Origin of the sequence: Micromonospora sp. NPDC005173 (assembly GCF_040608515.1) — a bacterium.
Lineage (GTDB): Bacteria > Actinomycetota > Actinomycetes > Mycobacteriales > Micromonosporaceae > Micromonospora.
Window position 1 is genome coordinate 28,998 of sequence record NZ_JBEXIK010000003.1, and the last position, 21,113, is coordinate 50,110.

Genomic DNA, 21,113 nt, shown 5'->3' on the forward strand with positions numbered 1-21,113 from the left:
TTCGCGACTGCACGTCATCAGGGCCGCTTCTGGGGAGGAGACAGCCGTGAGCACGGTCGTGTTCCGCCGGCTCCCGCGTCAGCCGGGGCCTGCCTTGCCGCGCGGTGAGGTGCTACTGGAGTCACCTCCTGAGCTGCCCGAGCCCACGCCCCGAGGGATGGGGCAGGTGCTCATGATCCTGCCGATGTTCTGTGGCGTCGGCGCGATGGCCTTCCTCTACGCCGGCCGGGGCGGCGGCATGATGACGTACGTGGCTGGTGGCCTGTTCGGCGTCTCGATGCTCGGGATGGCGATCGGCTCGCTGAGCAACAGCGGCGGCAAGGACAAGGCCGAGGTGAACGCCGAACGCCGCGACTACATGCGCTACCTGGCCCAGATGCGCAAGCGCACCCGGCGCGCGGCGGAGCAGCAGCGGGCGGCGATGGCCTGGCGTCACCCGGAGCCCGACGCGCTCTGGTCGATCGCCGCGTCCCGGCGGCTCTGGGAGCGACGGATCACCGAGGACGACTTCGGCGAGACCCGGATCGCGCTCGGCCCGCAGCGGCTGGCGGTGGAGATCGTTCCGCCGGAGACGAAGCCGGTCGAGGACCTGGAGCCGATGAGCGCCATCGCGTTGCGCCGGTTCGTCCGCGCCCACTCCACCGTGCCCGACCTGCCGACCGCGCTGTCGGTGCGCGCGTTCAGTCGGGTGGTGCTGCGCGGTGACCGGGAGCCCGTGCTCGACCTGACCCGGGCGGCACTGGGCCAGCTGGCCACGTTCCACGCCCCGGAGGACCTGGTGATCGCGGTGGTCGCCGCGCCCGACCGGCAGTCGGCCTGGGGCTGGGTGAAGTGGCTGCCGCACGCCCACCACAGTGGACGTACGGACGCCGCCGGCGCCCGCCGGCTGGTCTTCGCCAGCCTGGCCGAGGCCGAGGCGGCGCTCGCCGGGGAGCTGGCCGGGCGGCCCCGGTTCGCGCCCGAGGCCAAGCCGCTCACGACCGCGCAGCACCTGGTCGTGGTGATCGACGGCGGCGAGATCTCGCCGACCTGCCAGCTGGTGGGTCAGGGCCTGCTCGGCGCCACCATGATCGACCTCTCCGGAACGGTGCCGCGCGACGCCGGCCGCTGGCTGCTCTGCCTCGACGTGGGCGACGGAAGCACGCTCGACCTGGTCCGGGGGAGCACGTCCTCGCAGCTCGGCCGACCGGACCGGCTCAGCGCCGAGGCCGCCGAGGGGCTGGCCCGGCAGATCGCCCCCTTCCGGCTCTCCCAGCAGCAGACGAGCAACGAGGAGCCGCTGGCTCGCAGCACGGAGCTACCCGACCTGCTCGGCGTCGGCGACGCGGCGGCGGTGGACGTCCACCAGACCTGGCGCCCGCGCGGTCACCGGGACCGGCTGCGCATCCCGCTCGGCGTCGGCCCGGACGGCAACGTGGTCGAGCTCGACTTCAAGGAGTCGGCGCACGAGGGCATGGGCCCGCACGGCCTGGTGATCGGTGCGACCGGGTCCGGCAAGAGCGAGTTGCTCCGTACGGTGGTGGCCGCACTGGCGGTGACCCACTCGTCGGAGGAGCTGAACTTCGTCCTGGTGGACTTCAAGGGTGGCGCGACGTTCGCCTCCCTGGAGGCGCTGCCACACACCAGCGCCGTGATCACCAACCTGGCCGACGAGCTTCCGTTGGTCGACCGGATGCGCGACGCGCTCGCGGGCGAGATGGTGCGCCGGCAGGAGTTGCTGCGGGCGGCCGGCAACTACGTCTCCCGCTTCGAGTACGAGAAGGCCCGGGCGGCCGGCGAACCGCTGGCGCCGATGCCCAGCCTGCTGATCATCTGCGACGAGTTCAGTGAGCTGCTCGCCGCCAAGCCCGACTTCATCGACCTGTTCGTGATGATCGGCCGGCTCGGCCGGTCGCTCGGCGTGCACCTGCTGCTGGCCAGCCAGCGGCTGGAAGAGGGCAAGCTGCGCGGCCTGGACACCCACCTGTCGTACCGGATCGGTCTGCGTACCTTCTCCGCCGTGGAGAGCCGGATCGTGCTCGGCGTGCCGGACGCGTACGAGCTGCCGAACGCGCCGGGCCACGGCTATCTGAAGACCGACACCAGCACGATGCTGCGGTTCCGAGCGGCGTACGTGTCCGGGGCGTACCGGGCGCCGGGGCAGCAGGCTTCCGCGTCGCAGGCCCTGGTGCAGCGCCGGATCGTGCCGTACGGCCTCGACTTCATACCGGCGCAGATCCCGCAGATGCCGGTGGACACCGCGCCGGAGCCGGAGCAGCCGGCCGACGGTAAGGCCGTCGCGATGCTCGACGTGCTGATCGACCAGCTCAGGGGCCGGGGTCGTCCGGCGCACCAGGTGTGGCTGCCGCCGCTCGCCGACCCGCCGGGCCTGGGGGAGCTGCTCGGCCCGCTGGCCGTCGACCCGACGTACGGGCTGTGCACCGCCTCCTGGCCGGGCCGAGGGCGGCTCACCGTGCCGGTCGGCGTGGTGGACCGGCCGTACGAGCAGCGCCGTGACCCGATGATGGTCGAGCTCGCCGGGGCCGGCGGCAACGTGGTCATCGTCGGCCGTTCACTCAGCGGCAAGAGCACCATGCTGCGTTCGCTGCTCGCCTCGCTGTCGCTCACCCACACGCCGCGCGAGGTGCAGTTCTTCTGCCTGGACTTCGGCGGTGGCGCGCTGCGCAGCCTGGAGCGGCTGCCGCACATGGCCGGGGTGGCCGGCCGGCGGGACGTCGAGGCGGTGCGCCGTACGGTGGCCGAGGTGGTCGCCGTCCTGGACGAGCGGGAGGCGCGTTTCGCCCAGCACGGCATCGACTCGGTGGCCAGCTACCGCCGTCGTCGGGCCGCCGGCGAGTTCGCCGACGACCCGTTCGGCGACGTGTTCCTGGTGGTGGACGGGTGGAACACGCTGCGCCAGGAGTACGAGGAGCTGGAGCAGACCATCACCACGCTGGCCAACCGGGGCCTCGGCTTCGGCGTGCACGTGGTGCTGACGGCGGTGCGCTGGGCGGAGATCCGGATCAACATGCGGGATCTGCTCGGCACCAAGCTGGAGCTGCGCCTGGGTGACGCCTCGGAGTCCGAGATCGACCGTCGCTCGGCGATGAACGTGCCGGAAAAGGCGCCCGGTCGTGGCCTGACCCGCGACAAGCTGCACTTCCTCACTGCGGTCTCGCGGATCGACGGCCGCCGGGACATCGACGATCTGAGCGAGGCGTCGATCGCCCTGGCCGGGCACGTGGCGGCCAACTGGCCGGGCCGGCCGGCGCCGAAGGTGCGGCTGCTGCCGCGCAAGCTGCCGGTGGCCGAGCTGGCCCGGATCATCGACCGGTCGGCGCCTGGCCTGCCGATCGGCGTGAACGAGTCGGCGCTGGCACCGGTCTACCTGGACCTGGCAAACGAGCCGCACCTGACGGTCTTCGGCGACGCCGAGTGCGGCAAGACCAACCTGCTGCGACTGATCGCCCGGGGCATCACCGACCGGTACACGCCCGCCCAGGCCCGGCTGGTGATCGCCGACTACCGGCGCGGGCTGCTGGGCGCGGTGGAGGGCGACCACCTGCTGGACTACGCCCCGTCCAACCAGGCGTTCGCCCAGGGGTTGGGCTCGATCCGCAGTGCGCTGACCAACCGGTTGCCCGGCCCGGACGTGACCACCGCCCAGTTGCGCGACCGCAGCTGGTGGAAGGGCCCGGACCTGTACATCCTGGTGGACGACTACGACCTGGTGGCCTCGGGTGGCAGCAACCCGCTCAGCGCCCTGCTGGAGCTGCTGCCGCAGGCCCGCGACATCGGCCTGCACCTGGTCATCACGCGGCGGGTCGGCGGGGTGTCCCGGGCGCTCTACGAGCCTGTGCTGCAGAGGCTGCGTGAGCTGGATTCGCCCGGCCTGCTGATGTCCGGCAGCCGGGAGGAGGGCGCGGTCTTCGGCGCGTTGCGGCCGAGCCCGCAGCCGCCCGGCCGGGGCACGCTGGTGCGCCGCCGCGACGGCCAGCAGCTGATCCAGACCGCCTGGTCGGAGCCGTCGTGACGAGGCCGGGTCAGGCCACGTCGTTCCGTGCGCCAGGATCGATCGGCGCGTCGCTCCGGTGGTGAGTTTGGTGATGAATTTCCGGTCGTATTCCCGATCCACCTGACCCGATTCACCAGTATCCATGGAACGCGGCCGGTCAGGGCTGCGCGGGCTGGACAGGTTCCGCTACGGTCTCTACTGGAGTGTCCGTCGGTGGGGTGTTGCTACCTTGCCGCGGGGGAGGGGTGCGGCAAAGCCGCCGCCACAACAAGACGGAAGGGTGTGAAGCATGGCGTTCGAGGTCGAAGCTGCGACTCTGCATACTGCCGCGAGTGACGTGCGGTCCACGCGCAGCGAGGTCGACGGCGAGCTGAAGAAGCTGTGGAACGTAGTCGACGACCTGGCCATGGCGTGGAAGGGTCAGGCGTCCACGGGCTTCCAGTCGTTGATGACGCGCTGGAACGAGGACACCGTCAATCTGCTGACGGCGATGGACAACATCGCTGACCTGCTCGACAAGTCGGGTACGACGCACCAGGTCAACGACGAAGAGCAGCAGCAGATGCTGGACAAGTTCCACTCTGCTCTCAACCCGTGATCCCGTAGCCAGCAGAGGAGGAAACCATGGCTATCAAAGTTGACTACGCGGTCCTCGAGAGCAGCAACCAGCAGATGCAGGCCATCTCGAAGACTCTCGAAGAGAAGCTCGACACGCTGCGGCAGATGCTGAGCAAGCTCGAGTGGGACGGCCAGGACCGGGCTGCCTACGAGCAGCACCAGGCCAAGTGGGACTCGTCGGTCCGGGACATCAACCGGATCCTGAACGAGATCGGTGGTGCCGTTGGCATCGCCCGTGAGAACTACCTCACCACCGAGATGAGCAACTCGAAGGTGTGGGGCTGAGGCAAGCGCCGATGCGGCTCCGGTCCGGTTCCACCGGGCCGGAGCCGCATTGCGTTGTGCCGTTCGGTGCCGTCAGCCGGCGACCGGTGAGTCGGTGCGCCGGCCCGGGCGCCAGCCGCGTCGGCGGCCCCGGATCATGATCGGCCGGGCGGCCAGCAGTAGCACGGTGAGCAGACCGCCGGCCGCCGCCGCCCAGATCGCGGCGGTGCGCTGCCAGCCCAGCGGGTCGTCCGGGCGGGCGGGCGGCGGGAGCGCGCCAGCGGGCGGGTCCGTCCGGGTGCCCAGCAGGCTCGACAGCGCCCGGTACGGGTTGACCACGCCGTAGCCGACCTCCGCGTTGTGCCCCTCCGGCGGGTTGTCCGCCGTCCGTTCCAGCCGCTCGGCGATCTGCTGTGGACGGAGGTCCGGGTAGGCCGCCCGGACCAGCGCGGCCACACCCGAGACGTACGCGGCGGCGAAGCTGGTGCCGCCGGTCGGCTCGGCGCGGTAGCCGCTGCCGCCCGGTGCCGGGCCGACGATGTTCAACCCCGGGGCGGCGACGTCGACGTAGGTGCCGCTGACCGAGGTGCCCACGTGGCCGCCCTGCTCGTCCACACCGGCGACCGCGATCACCCCGGGGTACGCGGCCGGGTAGGCCGGCTTGTCCTCCTGCTGCTCCTGCCGGTTGCCGGCGGCGGCGACGAGCACGACGCCCTTGGCGAGCGCGTTCTCGACGGCCTCCGCCAGCTCGGGGCGGGGCAGGGTCACCAGGGACAGGTTGATCACGTCGGCGCCGTTGTCGACCGCCCAGTCGATGGCCGCGGCGATCTGCCCGGGTAGCGCCTCGTCGTTGGTGCCCTTGGCGTCCGGCAGCACCCGGATCGGCAGGATGCGGGCGGCCGGTGCGATGCCGCTGAACGGGACGCCGGTGCCCTCCCGGCCGGCGATGATGCCGGCCACCATCGTGCCGTGCCCGACCAGGTCGCACTGGCCCTGGTTGGCCGGCAGGCTGTTGAAGTCGCGGCCCTCCATCACCTGGCCCTTGAGCAGCGGGTGGATGGCGGAGACCCCGGAGTCAATCACCGCCACGGTCACCCCGGCGCCCCGGGACAGCGGCCACGCCGAGGACGGCTCCAGCCGGCGCAGTGCCCACGGCATCTCCACCAGGCCGTCCTCGCCGGCGGGGCCGCAGGTGGGCGGTGCCGCGGCCGCTGGGGAGGGAGCCACCAGGGCGGCGCCGAGTAGGGCCGCCAGCGTTCCACTGAGGACCCCTCGGATGGCACGGCCGGTGTGGCGGGACGGATCGGTCGCGCTTGACGGCAGGCATTCGCGCACCCACAGAGATTACCGCTGTGCTCCCTCGGGCCGCGGCCCGAGGGACGGCGGTCAGGACGGGTGGGTGGCTGCTGCGGCGGGCGTCTCGGCGAAGAGCGCGAGCAGATCGCCGACCTGACGGTCTGCTTCGGCGGGGTGCCGGAACCGGCCGGCCGGGTTGAGGGTGTACTCGTTGCGCCGGCCGACCCGGGTGCGGTGCAGGTAGCCGCCGGCCTCCAGGTCCGCGACGATCGCCTGTGCGGCCCGCTCGGTCACGCCGACCTCGGCCGCCACGTCGCGCAGCCGGGCGGTGGGGTCGCGGGCGATGGCCAGCAGGACGTGTCCGTGGTTGGTGAGGAACGTCCAGTTCCGGCCGCTGCCGGTGTCGCCCGCCGCCGTGCTCGCCATCGTGGGTCCGCCTCTCCGGTTGTCCGCCCTGGCCTCGGTGGCACCTCCGAAGGGCCGGCCCAGGGCCAACGTATGAAATCTAACTCACGCATATCTTGACGCATCTTGTGGTGCGTGTGACCGTGGAGCCCGAGCCAGCGCCCGCCGCCGGCCCGGCTGAAGAGCCATTTGAGCAGGTCAAACGCGTGAGACGAGGTGCGGGATGAGTAGTCCCGGTACACCCGGCGGCAAGCCGGGTCCGCAGCGGGCCACCGACCGGGCGCCGGCGCTCACCGAGCCGGCCCGGGCGTACGCCGAGCTGGCCGCCGGCAACCGGCGCTTCGTCAGCGGCGCCCCGCGCCACCCCAACCAGGATGCCGGGCACCGGGCGGCGGTCGCCGACGGACAGCACCCGTTCGCGGTGATCGTCGGCTGCTCCGACTCCCGACTGGCCGCCGAGATCATCTTTGACCGGGGGCTGGGCGACCTCTTCGTGGTCCGCACGGCCGGGCACACGACCGGCCCGGAGGTGCTGGGCAGCGTGGAGTACGCGGTGACCGTGCTCGGCACTCCGCTGGTGGTGGTGCTCGGCCACGACTCCTGCGGTGCGGTCCAGGCGGCCCGGGAGGCGGCCGCCACCGGCACCCCGCCCCGGGGGCACCTGCGTGCCGTGGTCGACGCCGTGCTGCCCAGCCTGCGTCGCGCCGAGGCCGAGGGGGTGGACGACATCGACGGCATCGTCGACATCCACATCGCGCAGACCGTCGAGGCGCTGCTCGGCCAGTCGCCCGTGCTGGCAGCCGAGGTGGCGCAGGGGCGCTGCGCGGTGGTGGGGGTGTCGTACCGGCTCGCCGCCGGCGTGGTGCGCCCGGTGGCCGCCGTGCCGGCTACCGCCACGGCGCTCGACGTACCGACCGGACCCAGCACGGCGGCCGGCCCGACCGCGCCCGCCGCCGCCTGACGCGACGAGGGCCGCCCCGCGACTCGGGACGGCCCTTCGACGGGTGGACATGCGGTCAGAGCATCGACATGTGTACGTGGTCGGTGTGGTTCGACGGCCCGCTGTACGACTTCCAGCCGGTCGCCGGGAACCAGATCTGTCGGTTCCAGATCACGTAGTAGATGCCGAGCCGGTCGGCGTTGCGGATGAGGAACGCGGCCACGTTGTTGCCGTACGTCCGGGTGTCCTCGTTGTGCCACGGGCTGAAGCCGCTCTTCTGCAACGACCAGTCGCAGGCGCGGCCCTTCGGGTGCTCCCACGGCCCGCCGGAGCGGTAGCAGCCGACGAACCGGTTGAAGCCGGCCCGCTTGACCTCCTTGTACGCGTGCAGCGTGCGCGGGGTGACGCAGCCGGAGGTGGTGGGGTCGTTCTCGCTGCACGACTCGGACTTCCAGTCACCGTCGGCGGTCCGGTTGGGGCCGATCCGGGCGACCGGTGAGGTCGCCGACACCAGGCCGCCGGTGAAGCCCTTCCCACCGACCAGCGCGAGTGCCTTGTCGGCGTCGCGCTTCTCCTTCGCCATCAAGGCGGTCTGCTTCTGCTGCTCGCGGACCTCCGCGTCGAGGGCCAGCTTGGCCTGCTCGGCGCGGGACTTCACCGTGTTGACCTCGGAGAGCTTCTTCTCGTTGACCATGTTCATCTCGTCGAGCACCGCGGCACGCTGGACGAACGAGTCGGGGGCGTCGCTCTCCAGCAGCATCGCGATCGCGCCGATCCGGCCGGTCCGGTACGACTGGGCGGCGATCTGCCCGACCTGGGGGGCCAGCTTCTCCAATTCGGCGTTGGCCCGGTCGACCTCCGCCGCCAGCTCAATCTGCCGCTTCTTGGACTTGTCCAACTTGGACTTGGCGGCGGAGTAGTCGCGGTTGGCCTTCTCGATCACGTCGTTGAGCAGCGCGGGCTCGCCGTCCTCCTCGTGCCCGGACGGTGTGGGGGTCGTCGGGGCGGCGTGCGCCGGGAGGGGGCCGGCGAGCACGGTCAGTGCGGCGATCACGGCCACCACGGGTGTCAACCAGCGGCGTAGGGGTGCCGTCACAATATTCCCTTCCGTCGACCGCCGACCGGGTTAGCTGACGGGTTCGGGGCGGAAGTGGCCCCTACCGCTGACGCGGATTCACCCCACGTGCCTGGGTCCCCGGCTCGCCGACTGGCGATTGGGCGGTGGCACCGCAGGCGCTGCGTCGCGCCTTCAGCGGTAACCGGCAGCGAGGTTACCCGAGAGTCGACCGGCTGAGCTACGTCCAGATGCCGACTAAAAGCGTCATTTCGCCATGGCGCTGAGTGACCAGTGACGCGGTTCTCAGGGCGGATGCCCCACCTCGTCACGCTGAGGAGTGTCACCATGCCGTCTCCGTGCTCCTGTCCGGCTCGTGCCACCGGTCGGTGGCGGTGGTTGGGGGTGTGGCCCGCGCCGGATCGGGTCCGGTCGGGTCGGGTCGACCCGTGCGCGGTGAGCTGAGTGCGGCCAGTGCCTCCGCGCGGTCCGGCCTGGGTCGCTCGGCGGGCGGCTCGGCGGCCGGGTCGGCGGGCAGCTCGGCACCCGACCGGCCGGCTGCGGTCACCACCGCCGCCAGTCCGGTGGTCAGCGGTACGGCGGCGATGAGGCCGAGCGTGGCGACCGCGCTGCGGACGATCTCCTGCGCGAGGAACTCGCTGGTCAGGATCTGCCCGAGCGGCCGCGAGTCGGCGGTGAGCAGGAGCAGTAGCGGCAGTGAGGCACCCGCGTACGCCAGCACGATGGTGTTGACGGTGGAGGCGATGTGCGCCCGGCCGACTCGGGTGGCCGCCCGGTAGAGCTGCAACCGGGTCAGCTCGGGGTTGGCGTTCGCCAGCTCGGTGACGGTGGCCGCCTGGGTGACCGTCACGTCGTCGAGGACCCCGAGCGAGCCGATGATGATCCCGGCGAGCAGCAGGCCGTGCAGGTCCACGTTGGCCTGGAACATCGACAGCGTGGTGGCGTCCTCGCTGCCGAAGCCGGTGAGGTGGGTGGCGGCGGTGGCGATGGTGGCGAGCACGCCGGTCAGCACCAGGCTGCCCAGGGTGCCGAGCACCGCGACCGAGGTCTGCGCGGTGACCCCGTGCGTCAGGTAGAGCACCACGAACATGATCAGGGCGGCGCCGACCACCGCCACCAGCAGCGGTGATCGGCCAGCGCCGATCCCCGGGAGCACGAAGGTGAGCAGGATGGCGAAGCTGGCGGCCAGCCCGGCCAGCGCGGCCAGGCCCCGCCACCGGCCGAACGCGACGATCGCGGCGGCGAAGACCACCGCCAGCCAGACCAACGGCGTGCCGCGCTGGTGCTCCGCGATGTTCCAGCTGCTGGCGACGGGATCGGCCGGATCGGTCAGCTCGACCAGGATGACCTCGTCACCGACCTCGACCCGGGGTGCGCCGGGTCCGTCCGGCACCGGCGTCTGGACCTGCTGTCCGGCAGCCGCCCCGTCGGCCACCCGGACGTCCACGGTGCCGCACAGCCCGGCCCCGGCGTCCGGCGTGCCCTCGGGACTCGGCGCCGTCGGCGGGCACGGCTCGGTCACCACCCGGGTCACCGTGCCGTGGTAGCGCGGCACGTCCTGGCCCCCGGCGGTCTGCGGCGACCCGTCGCGTGGCCAGAGCACCACCGCGGCGAGCACGGTGGCGACGAAGAGCGGTACCACGGTCGCGATGAGGATCCGTCGTACCCGGGGCGGGGCGGACGGAGTGGAACGGCTGTGGTCGGAACCCAATGCGAGACTCCCAACGATCCGGTGCGGGGTACGTGCCGGCGGGCCGGTCGGTTCACCGCCGCCGCGGGAATGCGGCCACGGGCATGACGAATCGCTGGATGGCGACATGACGGCTACGGACGGTGAGTGCTCGGCGCGGTCGACCGGAGGCGACGCCACATCGTGGCGGCGTCGGTGCGCGACTGCGTAGCGAGGTCCGGAGGGCCATCGTGGGAAATGCTAGCCAGCCCGACCCGCGGACGCAGGTTGTGGCGGGGTGTCGCGTGGTCGAACCGCCCGCACGGCGGTGACCGGACCGGCATGTTGGAGTCATGTCCGCTCCGTCACAGCCCGAGCCCGACCGTCCCGGCAGTCACCAGCAGCACGCCGGGTCCGCCGGGCCGAAGCAGCATGACGAGCACGCCGGGCATGACAAGCACGCCGGGCACGACCCGGCGATGTTCCGCCGTCGGTTCTGGGTCTGCCTGGTGCTCACCGTCCCGGTGGTGCTGACGAGCGACCTGGTGCTGGACCGGCTCGGCCTCCGGCTGGACGTACCGGGGCGCTCCTGGGTCGGGCCGGTGCTCGGCTCGGTCGTGTTCTGGTGGGGTGGCTGGCCGTTCCTGGTCGGTGCGGTCCGCGAGGTGCGGGACCGGGCGCCGGGCATGATGCTGCTGGTCGCGATGGCGATAACCGTCGCCTACACCGCGTCGCTGGCCACCAGCCTGGGCGCCTTCGACCTGGACTTCTGGTGGGAGCTGGCCGCGCTGGTCACCATCATGCTGCTCGGGCACTGGCAGGAGATGAAGGCCATCGGGCAGGCCCGGGGCGCACTCGCGGCGCTGGCCGCACTGCTGCCCGACGAGGCCGAGCGGGTGACGGCGGACGGGCGGGTCGAGGCGGTGTCAGTGGCCGAGCTGCGGATCGGTGATGTGGTGCTGGTCCGGCCCGGGGGCCGAGTACCGGCGGACGGCCGGATCGTGGACGGCGGCGCCGAGCTGGACGAATCGATGATCACCGGCGAGTCGCGTCCGGTCGCCCGGTCGGCAGGGGACCGGGTGGTGGCCGGCACCGTCGCCACCGACTCGGCGATCCGGGTCCGCGTCGAGGCGCTGGGTGAGCAGACCGCGCTCGCCGGCATCCAGCGGATGGTCGCGCAGGCGCAGCGCTCCGGCGGCCGGGCACAACTGCTGGCTGACCGGTTCGCCGCCGCGCTGTTCTACGTGGCCACCGGCACCGCGGTGCTGACCGTGCTGGTCTGGACCGCGCTCGGCGAGCCGGACGAGGCGGTGGTCCGCGCGGTCACCGTCCTGGTGATCGCCTGCCCGCACGCGCTCGGTCTGGCCATCCCGCTGGTCGTCGCGCTCTCCACCGCGCTGGCCGCGCGATCCGGGATCCTGGTCAAGGACCGGCTGGCGCTGGAGCGGATGCGGACCGTGGCCGTGGTGCTCTTCGACAAGACCGGCACCCTGACCCGGGGTGAGCACGCGGTCACCGCCGTGGCGACGGTGCCCGGCGTCGGGCGGGACGAGGTGCTGCGGATCGCGGCCGGCGTGGAATCCGACAGCGAGCATCCGCTGGCCCGGGCGATCGTGGCGGCGGCCGGACGCGCCGGCCCGACCCGGGCCGCCGGGTTCCGGTCGCTGCCGGGTCGCGGCGTGCAGGCCACCATCGACGGTACGGAGTACGCGGTGGGCGGGCCGGCGCTGCTGCGGGAGCGGGGCCTGTCGCTTCCGGCCGAGTTGGACGCGGCGACCGGGCGATGGTCGGCGCGGGGTGCCGCCGTGCTGCACCTGGTACGGCTGCCGGACACGGTGCTTGGCGCGTTCGCACTGACCGACGAGGTGCGTCCGGAGGCCCGTCAGGCCATCGTCGAGCTGCGCACCGAGGGCGTCCGGACCATCGCCATGATCACCGGTGATGCCCGACCGGTGGCCGAGGCGGTGGCCGCCGACCTGGGCTTCCGGCCCGGCGTCGACGAGGTCTTCGCCGAGGTGCTGCCGGCGGAGAAGGACGACCGGGTTGCCGAACTCCAGCGGCGGGGGTTGACCGTGGCGATGGTCGGCGACGGGGTGAACGACGCCCCGGCGTTGGCCCGTGCCGATGTGGGCATCGCGATCGGCGCGGGCACCGATGTCGCGATCGAGTCGGCCGGCGTGGTGCTGGCGTCGTCGGACCCGCGCGGGGTCGGTGCCGTGGTCCGGCTCTCCCGGGCGTCGTACCGCAAGATGCGGCAGAACCTGGCCTGGGCGGCGGGCTACAACGTGGTGACGTTGCCGCTGGCGGCCGGTGTGCTGGCCTGGGCGGGGGTGGCGTTGAGCCCGGCGCTGGCGGCGGTGCTGATGTCCGCGTCCACCATCGTGGTGGCGCTCAACGCCCAGTTGCTGCGCCGGGTACGCCTCGACCCGGAGCCCGGCTGAGAGCCCTCAGCCGCGCTTCATCAGCCGGCCGACCGCCGCCATCATCTCGGAGGCCATCTCGTCGGCCCTGCCCTCGGCCGCTCCTTCGTGCATGCAGTGCCGGGCGTGCCCGTCGAGCAGGCCCAACGCCACCTTGTCCAGGGCGGCCTGGATCGCGGAGATCTGGGTGAGCACGTCGATGCAGTAGCGGTCCTCGTCGACCATCTTCTCGATGCCACGGACCTGCCCCTCGACGCGGCGGAGCCGCGTGAGCAGCTGGTCCTTGCTGGCGGTGTATCCGCGGATCGGGGTGGGTGCGGTCATGAGGACCAGGATAGCGTACCCCTGGGGGGTATGGTACGGTCGTCTCCTGCCGCAATACCCCCACCGGGTACCGGTACAGGCAAAGGCGGAGGTCCGTCTCCAGATTACCCCCCGGGGGTATAGGCTGGGAGGCGGCAGAGGGGAGATCATTCCGATGGTCAACACGACGTACCAGGTGCAGGGCATGACCTGTGGGCACTGCGTGAGCGCGGTCAGCGCCGAGGTGGGCACCATCACGGGGGTGAGCGACGTCCAGGTCGACCTTGCCACCGGCCGGGTCACCGTCAACAGCGACCAGCCACTGGACGTGGAAACCGTCCGGGCCGCGGTCGACGAGGCCGGCTACAACCTCGTCGACGCCTGATCCCGGGGAGCCCGACATGAACACGGTGACCAGACTGGGCGGGTTCGCCCTCGGCCTCGCAGCGGTCTTCGGCGCGGCGTACGGGATCGGCCAGGTGGCCGGCCCCGCCGCCCCGGTCGCCGAGAGTCGGCACGACGGCGGAGCCGCCCACGAGGCGGACCCAGCGGGCCACGGGGAGGCGGTCGACCGGTTCCCCGGCGGGCTGCTCGTCTCCGACCAGGGCTACACCCTCGAACCGGTCGCCGCCCCGGCAGGCGAGTTCGCCTTCCGGATCGGCGGCCCGGACGGCCAGCCGGTGACCCGCTACGACGTGGCGCACGACAAGCAGATGCACCTGATCGTGGCCCGACGGGACCTCTCCGGCTTCCGCCACGTACACCCCGACCTGGCCCCGGACGGCACCTGGCGGGTCGCCACCCCGCTGGCCGGCCCCGGGCAGTGGCGGGCGTTCGCCGACTTCACCCCGACCGGGGGCGAGCCGCTGACCCTTGGTGTGGACGTGACCGTCCCCGGAGCGCTGACCGAGCGACCGCTGCCCTCCCCGACGACCAGCACCACCGTCGACGGCTACACGGTCACCCTGACCGGCGCGCCGCAGCCCGGCCGCACCTCACCGCTGACCCTGACCGTCAGCCGGGACGGGCAGCCGGTCACCAACCTGGAGCCCTACCTGGGCGCGTACGGGCACCTGGTGGCACTGCGCCGGGGCGACCTGGCGTACCTGCACGTGCACCCGGACGGCGTGCCCGGCGACGGGCGGACCCCACCCGGCCCGGCCGTCACCTTCCTCGCCGAGGTGCCCTCGGCCGGCACGTACCGGCTCTACCTCGACTTCCGGCACGGCGGAGCGGTGCGCACCGCCGAGTTCACCGTCGTGGCCGGCACCCCGACGACCGGCACCCCGCCGACCGGTGGCGAGCCCACCCCGAGCGGGCCCGCACCGACCGGTGGCACCGACCACGGCACCCCCGGCCACGGGCACAACTGACGGGATTGACGATGACCACCACCAGCAGCAGACCGCTGCCCGAGGCGCCGAACCGGATCGAGCTGGCGATCGCCGGGATGACCTGCGCCGCCTGCGCCGCCCGGATCGAGAAGAAGCTGAACCGGATGGACGGGGTCAGCGCCACCGTCAACTACGCCACCGAGAAGGCCACCGTCCGGTACGACGACGGCGTCACGCCGGACGACCTGATCGACACGGTCCGGAAGACCGGCTACAGCGCCGCGCTGCCGCCCCCGCCGGCCGCTGCCGGGCCGACCGAGCAGCCGGTGGACGCGCTGCGCGGGCCGCGTACCCGGCTCTGGGTTTCGGTGGCGCTCAGCGTGCCGGTGATCCTGCTGGCCATGGTCCCGGCCTGGCAGTTCGACTACTGGCAGTGGCTGTCGCTGACCCTGGCCGCCCCGGTGGTGGTCTGGGGTGGGCTGCCCTTCCACCGGGCCGCCTGGACCAACCTGCGGCACGGCGCGGCGACCATGGACACCCTGGTCTCGCTCGGCACCCTCGCCGCGTTCGGTTGGTCGCTCTGGGCGCTCTTCCTCGGCGACGCCGGGATGCCCGGGATGACGCACCCGTTCCGCTTCGACATCACCCGCACCGACGGCGCCGGCAACATCTACCTGGAGGCGGCCGCCGGGGTGACGGTGTTCATCCTGGCCGGCCGCTACTTCGAGGCCAGGTCCAAGCGGACCGCCGGCGCCGCCCTGCGCGCCCTGCTCGAACTCGGCGCCAAGGAGGTGGCGGTGCTGCGCGACGGGGTGGAGAGCCTGATCCCGGTGGAGCAGCTCGCCGTCGGCGATCGGTTCGTGGTCCGCCCCGGCGAAAAGATCGCCACCGACGGGGTGGTCGACGAGGGCACCTCGGCCGTCGACGCCAGCATGCTCACCGGCGAGTCGGTGCCGGTCGAGGTCGGCCCGGGCGATGGTGTGGTCGGCGCCACGATCAACGCGGGCGGCCGGCTGGTCGTCACCGCCACCCGGGTCGGCGGGGACACCCAGCTCGCCCGCATGGCGGACCTGGTCGAGCAGGCGCAGAGCGGCAAGGCGGCCGTACAGCGGCTGGCGGACCGGATCTCCGGCGTCTTCGTGCCGATCGTCATCACGCTCGCCGCGGGCACCCTCGGCTGGTGGCTCGGCACCGGGGCCGGGCCGACCGCCGCCTTCACCGCAGCCGTGGCCGTGCTGATCATCGCCTGCCCGTGCGCGCTCGGCCTGGCCACGCCGACCGCGCTGCTGGTCGGCACGGGCCGGGGCGCCCAGCTCGGCGTGCTGATCAAGGGGCCGGAGGTGCTGGAGTCGACCCGGCGGGTGGACACCGTGGTGCTGGACAAGACCGGCACCGTGACGACCGGCCGGATGACCCTGGTGGACGTGGTGCCGGCGGCCGGGGAGGACCGTGCCGAGCTGCTCCGGCTCGCCGGGGCGGTGGAGGCCGCCTCCGAGCACCCGATCGCCCGGGCGGTCGCCGCAGGCGCCGCCGACGCCGGGGCGCTGCCCCCGGTGACCGGCTTCGTCAACCTCGAAGGGCTGGGCGTGACCGCCACCGTCGACGGGCGGGCGGTGCTGATCGGCCGACTCCGGCTGCTGCGGGAGCGCGGGCTCGACGTACCGCCGGAGATCGAGCAGGCGGTCACCGACGCGGAGGCCGCCGGCCGGACGGCGATCCTCGCTGGCTGGGACGGGCGGGCTCGGGGCGTGCTCGCGGTCGCCGACGTGGTCCGGCCGACCAGCCGGGCGGCCGTGGCTCGGCTGCGCGCCCTGGGGCTCACCCCGGTCCTGCTGACCGGGGACAACGTCACCGTGGCCCGGGCGGTCGCCGCCGAGGTGGGCGTGGACGAGGTGATCGCCGAGGTGCTGCCGGCCGGCAAGGTCGACGTCGTCAAACGGCTCCAGGCCGAGGGTAGGTCGGTGGCGATGGTCGGCGACGGGGTCAACGACGCCCCGGCGCTGGCCCAGGCCGACCTGGGCCTCGCCATGGGCACCGGCACCGACGTGGCGATCGAGGCGTCCGACCTCACCCTGGTCCGTGGTGACCTGGACGCCGCGGTGGACGCCATCCGGCTGTCCCGGCGCACGCTCGGCATCATCCGGGGCAACCTGTTCTGGGCGTTCGGGTACAACGTGGCGGCCCTGCCGTTGGCTGCCGCCGGGCTGCTCAACCCCATGATCGCGGGCGCCACGATGGCCTTCTCGTCGGTCTTCGTGGTCGCCAACAGCCTGCGCCTGCGCCGGTTCCGTTCGGCAGCCGGCGGTGACGGGTTGTGACGTTCCTCGGATCGTAAATGGTTGGGCCGTCCGTGGCGGGGGTACTGCTGATGGCGTAGCGACGCTCGCAATGGAGGTTCGCAAATGGGTATCGACGACAAGATCAACAACGCCAGCGAGGACGCGGCCGGCAAGATCAAGGAAGGCGCCGGCCGGGCCACCGACAACGAGCGCCTCGAGGCCGAGGGTCGCAATGACCAGGCCGGGGCCAAGCTCAAGCAGGCGGGCGAGAAGATCAAGGACGCCTTCAAGAGCTGACGTACGACGCACTCCACACGCCGGGCCGGTGATCGATCACCGGCCCGGCGTGCTGTCTGTCCGACCCCGTGTGGTGACCCTGAGATCCCCCTGATCCCGTCCGGAACCCCTGGCCTCCGTGTGCCATCACCCGCTAACTTCTGTTCGCATGTGCAAGGGCTGGTTATGAGTGCTGGTCCGCCGCCGACCGGCGACGACCTGGTCCGGGTGCTGGCCACCCTGGCCAACCCGCACCGGCTGCGGATCGTCGCGGCGCTGGCTCGGGAGCGCGCCTACGTCAGCGGGCTGGCCCGGCAACTGGGCATCAGCCGGGCGCTGTTGCAGGTCCACCTACGGAAGCTGGCGGCGGCCGGGCTGGTCACCGCCAGCATGGAGTTGTCGGAGGACGGAAAGGCCATGAACTACTACGAGGTGGAGCCGTTCGTGCTCACACTCACCCCCGAGATCATCGCGGCGGCGGTCGAGACGCTGACCGTGCCCGACTCGGCCGAGCAGCCCGGAGCGGACCGATGACCGGGATGAGCGACCACGACTGGACCGAAGTGGTCGGCGCGATCGGCATCTTCGCCCTGCTGATCACCGTGTTCGCGGTAACCGTCGTCCAGATCTCCAAGACCCGACGGGCCCGGCTCGAATCGGCCCGCTCGGACGACTACCGCCGGCTCGCTGAGACCGCCTCCCAGGCGCAGGCGGAGAACTCCCGTCTGCTCGCGGCGCTGGACGGCCGGCTGGGCGGAATGGAATCCCGGATGACCACACTCGAACGCGTCCTGCGCGAGGTCGACTGACCCCGGCGGACCAGAGACCCCGGGCCGTCGAGCGGCTACTCGACGGCCCGGATGGAAGTTGCACCACCTCGCCCAGTGGGCGAGTTCTTCCCGGTGACGCTCCTTCGAGGAGAGGACAGCACTTGATGCTGCGTGTACGCAAATCCGCCGTCGGCTGGGCGGTCGCCCTGGCCATCACGGCCACCGCCCTGGCCCCGGCCAGCCCGGCCACCGCCCGACCCCAACCGCCGCCGAGCATCCTCGACTGGCAGCCGTGCCCCAAGGACGCCACCGCCGAGTGCGGCACTCTGTCGCTGCCGGTGGACTGGCACCAGCCCCGGGGGGAGCGGTTCGACCTGGCGCTGGCCCGCCGGGTCGCCACCGATCCGGCCGCCCGCACCGGCACCCTGGTGTTCGGTCCTGGTGGGCCGGGCGACAGCGGAGTCGACCGGGTGGTGACCGGCAGTTCACGGTTCAGCGCCGATCTGCGCCGCCGGTTCGACATCGTCAGCTTCGACCCACGCGGCACCGGTCGCAGCCACCCGGTGATCTGCTCCAGGGACCTGCTCGCCCGGCAACCCCAACTGATCGCCGACCAGGCTCAGTTCGACGCCACGCTGGCCAACAACGCGCTGCTGCGCGCCGACTGCCGGGCCCGCACCGGGCCGCTCTACGACCACGTGGACACCACCAGTGCCGCCCGCGACCTCGACGCGGTCCGCGCCGCGCTGGGGGAGCGGCGGCTGACCTTCCACGGCAGCTCGTACGGCACCCTGCTCGGCACCCGGTACGCCGAACTGTTCCCCGACCGGGTCCGGGCCGTGGTGCTGGAGGCCGCGATGGACCACAGCGTCGGCACCCGCGCCTTCCTCGACACCCAGGCGGTCACCACGGAAGGCGCGTTCGACGAGTTCGTGGCCTGGTGTGCCGGGTCCACCGGCTGCGTCCTCAACGGGCGGGACGTCCGTGCGGTCTGGGCAGGACTGCACGGCCGGGCCGAGCGTGGCGCGCTGACCGACCCGGACCGAGGTGGGGCCGTGTTGCCCCCGTTCGAGCTGAGCCGCCTCGCCCACCGGAAGCTCTACGAGACGCGGTGGTGGCCGGAACTGGCCGAGTGGATCGTGAAACTGGAGGCCGCCACCACCACGCCGAGCGTCGGCCCGCCGGCCGCCACGCCGACGGACGATGCCGTGGCTCCGTACCCCTTCGCGGTCTTCTGCCAGGACTGGAGCCTGCCCGTCCGCGACTACCGCGAGTACGCCGGACACCTGGGCCGGATGGCCCGGCTCGCTCCCGACCTGCGCTACCCACCGGCCCTGTTCGCCCTCGTCACCTGCCTGGGCACCCCGACGCCGGTCGCCAACCCGCAGCACCGCCTGCGGGTACGCACCGACGTGCCGCTGCTGATCGCCGCCACCGTGCACGACCCCGCCAGCGGCTACAACTGGGCCACCAACGTGGCGCGACAACTGGGTAGGCACGGCGTGCTGCTCACCTACCAGGGGTGGGGGCACGGCAGCTACACCACCAGCCCGTGCGTGGGGCAGGCCGTCGACTCCTATCTGATCGACGGAGTGGTGCCCGGCCCCGGCACCCGCTGCCCGGCCATCGAGCCCGAGGTGTGACCGTGCGCCGTCGGCCGTCGGGTGGTCAGCTCCGCCCGACGGCCGGCGGCGTGACCGCCGGCTGGGAGACCGGCAGTCCGGGCGGGTCGACGACGGCCGGACCAACCGCACCGCTGGCCACCGACGGCCTCATCGGTGCCCCGCCAGTCGGGCGGCCCGCAGCTCCAGGTACCGCTGCTCGGGCAGGCTGGTGGTGCCCCGCGCCGCCGCCAGGTACGCGTCACGCGCCGCGCCGGTCTCACCGGCCAGCTCCAGCAGGTGGGCCCGGACCGCGGCGAGCCGGTGGTGCTCGGCGGTGCGCTCGTCGGCATCCAGGGGTGTGAGCAGGGCCAGCCCGGCCAATGGCCCGTCCACCATGGCCACCGCCACCGCCTGGTTGAGGGTGACCATCGGGTTCGGCGCGATCCGGGCGAGCAGCCGGTAGAGCGCGACGATCTGCGGCCAGTCCGTCACCGCCGCCGTCGGCGCCTCGGCGTGCACCGCCGCGATCGCCGCCTGGAGCTGGTACGGGCCGGGCGGCGACCAGGTCAACGCCTCGGTGATCAGCGCGATCCCCTCCGCGATGGCCGTCCGGTCCCAGAGTGCGCGGTCCTGCTCGGCCAGTGGCACCAATTCCCCTTCCGGGCCGACCCGGGCCGCCCGGTGCGCGTCGGTGAGCAGCATCAGCGCCAGCAGTCCGGCCACCTCGCCCTCGTCCGGCAGCAGCCCGTGCAGGATGCGGGCCAGCCGGATCGCCTCGCCGGTGAGTTCGGCCCGGTGCAGGTCCGGCCCGCTGGACGCCGTGTACCCCTCGTTGAAGATCAGGTAGAGCACCCGGAGCACCGTGCGCAGCCGCTCGTGCCGCTCATCCGGTGCGGGCATGGTGAACCGGGCGCCGGCGACCTCGATCCGCTGTTTGGCCCGGCGGATCCGCTGGCTCATCGTCGCCTCCGGCACCAGGTGCGCCCGGGCGATCTGTGCGGTGCTGAGACCGCCGACCGCGCGCAGGGTGAGCGTCACCTGCGCCGTGGGGGTCAGCGCCGGGTGGCAGCAGAGGAACAGCAGGGTGAGCGTGTCGTCGGCGTCCGCCACCGCCGGCTCCGCGTCGGCCGCCGGCGCCAACCCGGCGTACGCCGGCTCGCGCAACGCCACCGCCACCTCGCGGTCCCGGCGGGCGCTCTCGCTGCGCCACTCGTCGGTGAGCCGGCGGGTGGCGACGGTGAGCAGCCAGGCGCGGGGATTGTCCGGTACGCCTTGGCCGGGCCACTGCGTGGCGGCGGCGAGCAGCGCCTCCTGGACCGCGTCCTCGCACCGGTCGAACTGGCCGTGCCGACGGACCAGCAGGCCGAGGAGCTGCGGCGCGAGCGTGCGCAGCAGCTCCTCGACCGTCCGGTCCTCGGTCACATCTCCGTCCCGGCCTGGTTCATGATCGGGCGAACCTCCATGGCGCCGCCGAAGCGCACGTCCGGCCAGCGGGCGGCGATCTCGGCGGCCCGCTCGGGGGTGTCGCAGTCGACGGTCAGGTAACCGGCAAACTGCTCCTTGCTCTCCATGAACGGCCCGTCGATGACCTCCGGGTGGCCGCCAGCGAGCCGGACCGTCAACGTCTGCGACGGGTTGGCGAGCGCCTGCCCGTCGACCAGCTCGCCGGTCTCGGTCAGCTCCTTCATGATCTCGTCGACCTCGCCGAACAGGACGGTGCGCTCCCGCTCGGACAGCTCCTCGGTGAAGCCGGGCCGGTTCCAGATCAGCAGCATGTACTTCACGGCGATGCTCCTCAGGTCCTGGTCGCGCCCCGGCCGGGGCGCGGCTCACCGGAGGGTCGGAACCGAAACTCCGTTCCCTACC

Annotated in this window: 19 protein-coding genes and 1 riboswitch; of the genes, 12 read left to right on the top strand and 7 right to left on the bottom strand. The window is 72.7% G+C overall.

Annotated features, from left to right (window positions below; translation table 11 throughout):
- Positions 1–46 precede the first annotated feature (46 nt).
- The 3 genes from eccCa to ABZV00_RS05370 all read left to right on the top strand — a co-directional run bounded on the left by eccCa (position 47) and on the right by ABZV00_RS05370 (position 4,897).
- Positions 47–4,012, top strand: a complete 3,966-nt coding sequence (gene eccCa / locus ABZV00_RS05360) for a type VII secretion protein EccCa (RefSeq protein WP_355602077.1) — start codon at positions 47–49, stop codon at positions 4,010–4,012.
- 271 nt (positions 4,013–4,283) lie between these two features.
- Positions 4,284–4,592 carry a WXG100 family type VII secretion target gene (locus ABZV00_RS05365; protein ID WP_234590029.1) on the top strand — a complete coding sequence of 103 codons (309 nt, stop codon included), beginning with the start codon at positions 4,284–4,286 and terminating at the stop codon, positions 4,590–4,592.
- Positions 4,593–4,618: 26 nt separating this feature from the next.
- Complete coding sequence (locus ABZV00_RS05370) at positions 4,619–4,897, top strand: WXG100 family type VII secretion target (protein ID WP_328422947.1); 279 nt, start codon at positions 4,619–4,621, stop codon at positions 4,895–4,897.
- Positions 4,898–4,969: 72 nt separating this feature from the next.
- Here the strand turns inward: ABZV00_RS05370 and mycP are convergent, their stop codons facing one another.
- Positions 4,970–6,211, bottom strand: a complete 1,242-nt coding sequence (mycP, locus tag ABZV00_RS05375; RefSeq protein WP_355602080.1) for a type VII secretion-associated serine protease mycosin — start codon at positions 6,209–6,211, stop codon at positions 4,970–4,972.
- Positions 6,212–6,262: 51 nt separating this feature from the next.
- Positions 6,263–6,598: a MarR family winged helix-turn-helix transcriptional regulator gene (locus ABZV00_RS05380; protein ID WP_355602082.1), complete on the bottom strand. Its 336-nt coding sequence runs from the start codon at positions 6,596–6,598 to the stop codon at positions 6,263–6,265.
- 202 nt (positions 6,599–6,800) lie between these two features.
- Here ABZV00_RS05380 and ABZV00_RS05385 point away from each other — a divergent pair, with 202 nt between their 5' ends.
- The gene (locus ABZV00_RS05385) at positions 6,801–7,538 is read left to right on the top strand and encodes a carbonic anhydrase (protein ID WP_355602084.1); all 738 of its coding nucleotides are present in this window, start codon (positions 6,801–6,803) and stop codon (positions 7,536–7,538) included.
- Positions 7,539–7,593: 55 nt separating this feature from the next.
- Here ABZV00_RS05385 and ABZV00_RS05390 read toward each other — a convergent pair whose 3' ends face one another.
- Entirely contained in the window at positions 7,594–8,613 is a 1,020-nt protein-coding gene (locus ABZV00_RS05390; RefSeq protein WP_355602086.1) for a hypothetical protein, read from the bottom strand.
- 3 nt (positions 8,614–8,616) lie between these two features.
- Positions 8,617–8,748, bottom strand: a riboswitch (cyclic di-AMP (ydaO/yuaA leader).
- Between the two features lie 166 nt (positions 8,749–8,914).
- Entirely contained in the window at positions 8,915–10,303 is a 1,389-nt protein-coding gene (locus ABZV00_RS05395; protein ID WP_355602088.1) for a YibE/F family protein, read from the bottom strand.
- Between the two features lie 437 nt (positions 10,304–10,740).
- On the opposite strand from ABZV00_RS05395, the gene ABZV00_RS05400 reads away from it, so the two are divergent.
- Positions 10,741–12,702: a copper-translocating P-type ATPase gene (locus ABZV00_RS05400; protein ID WP_355602576.1), complete on the top strand. Its 1,962-nt coding sequence runs from the start codon at positions 10,741–10,743 to the stop codon at positions 12,700–12,702.
- A 6-nt stretch (positions 12,703–12,708) separates the two neighbouring features.
- Here the strand turns inward: ABZV00_RS05400 and ABZV00_RS05405 are convergent, their stop codons facing one another.
- The gene (locus ABZV00_RS05405; RefSeq protein ID WP_355602089.1) at positions 12,709–13,005 is read right to left on the bottom strand and encodes a metal-sensitive transcriptional regulator; all 297 of its coding nucleotides are present in this window, start codon (positions 13,003–13,005) and stop codon (positions 12,709–12,711) included.
- A 154-nt stretch (positions 13,006–13,159) separates the two neighbouring features.
- Here ABZV00_RS05405 and ABZV00_RS05410 point away from each other — a divergent pair, with 154 nt between their 5' ends.
- From ABZV00_RS05410 to ABZV00_RS05440, 7 genes are all read left to right on the top strand, one after another.
- Positions 13,160–13,369, top strand: a complete 210-nt coding sequence (locus tag ABZV00_RS05410; RefSeq protein ID WP_355602091.1) for a copper ion binding protein — start codon at positions 13,160–13,162, stop codon at positions 13,367–13,369.
- A 16-nt stretch (positions 13,370–13,385) separates the two neighbouring features.
- Entirely contained in the window at positions 13,386–14,357 is a 972-nt protein-coding gene (locus tag ABZV00_RS05415) for a hypothetical protein (protein WP_355602093.1), read from the top strand.
- An 11-nt stretch (positions 14,358–14,368) separates the two neighbouring features.
- A complete protein-coding gene (locus ABZV00_RS05420; RefSeq protein WP_355602095.1) occupies positions 14,369–16,636 on the top strand; it encodes a heavy metal translocating P-type ATPase in 2,268 nt (755 codons plus the stop codon).
- An 84-nt stretch (positions 16,637–16,720) separates the two neighbouring features.
- Positions 16,721–16,894, top strand: coding sequence for a CsbD family protein (locus tag ABZV00_RS05425; protein WP_252416040.1), 174 nt, complete (start codon positions 16,721–16,723; stop codon positions 16,892–16,894).
- Positions 16,895–17,059: 165 nt separating this feature from the next.
- On the top strand, positions 17,060–17,407 hold the full coding sequence (locus ABZV00_RS05430) for a helix-turn-helix domain-containing protein (protein WP_355602098.1): 348 nt from the start codon (positions 17,060–17,062) through the stop codon (positions 17,405–17,407).
- Complete coding sequence (locus ABZV00_RS05435) at positions 17,404–17,682, top strand: hypothetical protein (protein WP_355602100.1); 279 nt, start codon at positions 17,404–17,406, stop codon at positions 17,680–17,682. The genes ABZV00_RS05430 and ABZV00_RS05435 overlap by 4 nt, the downstream gene beginning before the upstream one ends.
- A gap of 125 nt (positions 17,683–17,807) precedes the next feature.
- On the top strand, positions 17,808–19,286 hold the full coding sequence (locus ABZV00_RS05440) for an alpha/beta hydrolase (RefSeq protein WP_355602102.1): 1,479 nt from the start codon (positions 17,808–17,810) through the stop codon (positions 19,284–19,286).
- A gap of 129 nt (positions 19,287–19,415) precedes the next feature.
- On the opposite strand, the gene ABZV00_RS05445 is transcribed toward ABZV00_RS05440, so the two are convergent.
- Positions 19,416–20,669, bottom strand: coding sequence for a DUF6596 domain-containing protein (locus ABZV00_RS05445; RefSeq protein WP_355602104.1), 1,254 nt, complete (start codon positions 20,667–20,669; stop codon positions 19,416–19,418).
- Positions 20,666–21,022 carry a YciI family protein gene (locus ABZV00_RS05450; protein WP_328426259.1) on the bottom strand — a complete coding sequence of 119 codons (357 nt, stop codon included), beginning with the start codon at positions 21,020–21,022 and terminating at the stop codon, positions 20,666–20,668. Before ABZV00_RS05450 ends, ABZV00_RS05445 begins: the two co-directional genes overlap by 4 nt.
- Positions 21,023–21,113 lie beyond the last annotated feature (91 nt).